A 2,109-nucleotide genomic window follows, 5' to 3' on the forward strand; every position below is an offset into this window, starting at 1 on the left:
ACTTAATTTTGGTTTCGCAAATTGCTGGAAATACTCGACCACAAGTGGGATATAAGTGGCTACCCTGAGAGAGTGAGCCAAGCCATGATTAGGGCGATGGATTACCTGATTATCACGTGCCAATACAGCATCAGTGCTTTCCAGCTCAGTTTCTTGATAAGCCTTACTTAAGTGATGGGTATAGACATAGCCTGCTTCCCTGATTAACCCAGATGAATTATCTATCTTAAGTTGCATAATAAGATGACTGATTTTAGTTGAGGCATCCTTCAACGGCTCATATAACAAATTGGAGTCCCTTACTTTTTCAACAAGCTTTCTCATTTTCTTGTTAAGAGCCTCAAGCTTTGCTATTTTATCACTGGTTTTATGCTTGTTGTCTTCAAACCAGAAAATGAGCTTGTCGAACTGTTTTATCTGGTCCTGAAGCTCCACAATCTCCGTTTTTTTAATAGAATTACTAAGCGATCTCCATAATGAGAATGACGTTTTCTGTGGAGGGGGAACCTGCCGTATTAAATAATCAACTTGTTCACGAAGAGAAATAAGCTGTGTCCTGATCCCAGCATTGACAGTCGAGTAAGAGGAAGGATCAATACCATCAAGGCTTCTCACGACAAAAGCTTCAAATACCTTTCTGCCCTTGTCCTCACTGAAGGAACCGAATGCTAATTGTGTGCCTGGAACAAGAAGAACCTCCTGCTCATCGCCTTTATAAGACAAATCCTGGACTCGCTTACCAATCGCATGGTGAGGTTGAGAAATCTTCAGCGTTGTGTCGGTGCCTGATAATTTCATGGCATTCATGTCTTCAGAAGAGCTGATAAATCCATCCTGGCGTACGGGGATATGAGTGTCGATTGCTTTATGGCGTTGTTTCCATACGCTTTCAGGGATTCGATAGCTACTCTCAGCGCGATAAACTTCCTGGAGGTTGCTGTCATCGGAATCATTAGGTAGTTCTAATCGGGTTAAACCATGAGCGGCAAGGCAACTGGCCAGAACAATTTCTTTCACTATCACAGTTAATTTTTCCCATGACAGTTCTTTAAAGCTTATATCACGCCCCTGACTTCGTAAAAAGGCATTAATTTCTTCATAGAAATTTGAAGTGTACAGCGTTATTGCCAGTTTTTCGCCATACTTCAACTGTGTATAACGTTTATTTTTATCAGCTTTTTCATAATCTTCTCGTCGGGGAATAAATACACCACCCTCTAGCGAGGGTTTATGGCTAGCGGTTTCAATAAACATTTCATAATGCTCGGAAACCTCGTCTGAAAAGGAAAAATGCTCGAAATCAGGCTGATGCAGTAAAATTTGAGTTAGATTGAAGATCTGATCGTTAAATCCTACCTCCAACTCACCCAATGGATTAAAGCGGCATTGAGCTTTCTGGGTCGGATTTAGAAATAATCTTACAATTTTTTCCAAATCTTTTGTGGCGTCGCTCTTTAGTCTGGGTCCTTTTTTGAGATGCCCAAGCACTTTACTGTAAGACATTGACAAAAGCTCAAACAAAATGACCTATTATTATTCTAGTCCAGTTAGACTTAATTTCAAGCACACGGTGCTTTTGTACATTATCCCGCTAAACTATGTACGCTAAGTCTTTTGTATATGGTAATCCCCCCGAAAAATAACAGATGTCAAAAGTAGAATTTCTCATAATCTATGTTGGAGGAAATTCTTCATGAAAATATCAAAATTTAGTAACAGTCAAATATTATCGATTCTAAAACAAGCGGAGGCAGGTCAGACGGTGCCTGATTTATGCCGTGAGCACGGAATCAGTTCAGCGACTTTCTATAAATGGCGTGCGAGATATGGAGGAATGGATGTATCGATGATGTCGCGCATGAAAGAGCTTGAGGCAGAAAACAGCCGATTAAAGAAGATGTACGCGGAAGAGCGTCTAAAAGCCGAAATACTGAAAGAGGCCATTGAAAAAAAGTGGTAACACCGTCGCGCCGCAGGGAATTGGCGCAAAAGGCGGTGATGGACTATGCCATTTCTGTTCGAACGGCGTGCCTGATTTTTAGCATCAGTGAAACCTGTTATCGCTATATCGCCAGGTTGAGCGATGAAAATGCCCAAATTGCTGACTGG

1 protein-coding gene and 1 pseudogene are annotated in these 2,109 nt (G+C 41.3%); one reads left to right on the plus strand and one right to left on the minus strand.

The genetic code is table 11. From position 1 onward, the window contains the following. Positions 1-1,503: SidE phosphodiesterase domain-containing protein (locus Lery_RS08630; protein WP_193392309.1), on the minus strand; the 1,503-nt coding region annotated here is incomplete at its 3' end. A gap of 190 nt (positions 1,504-1,693) precedes the next feature. Here Lery_RS08630 and Lery_RS15030 point away from each other — a divergent pair. Beyond that, positions 1,694-2,109, plus strand: a pseudogene (locus Lery_RS15030) (transposase); the annotation flags it as partial.

Source organism: Legionella erythra, assembly GCF_001467615.1.
Classification (GTDB): Bacteria; Pseudomonadota; Gammaproteobacteria; order Legionellales; family Legionellaceae; genus Legionella_C; species Legionella_C erythra.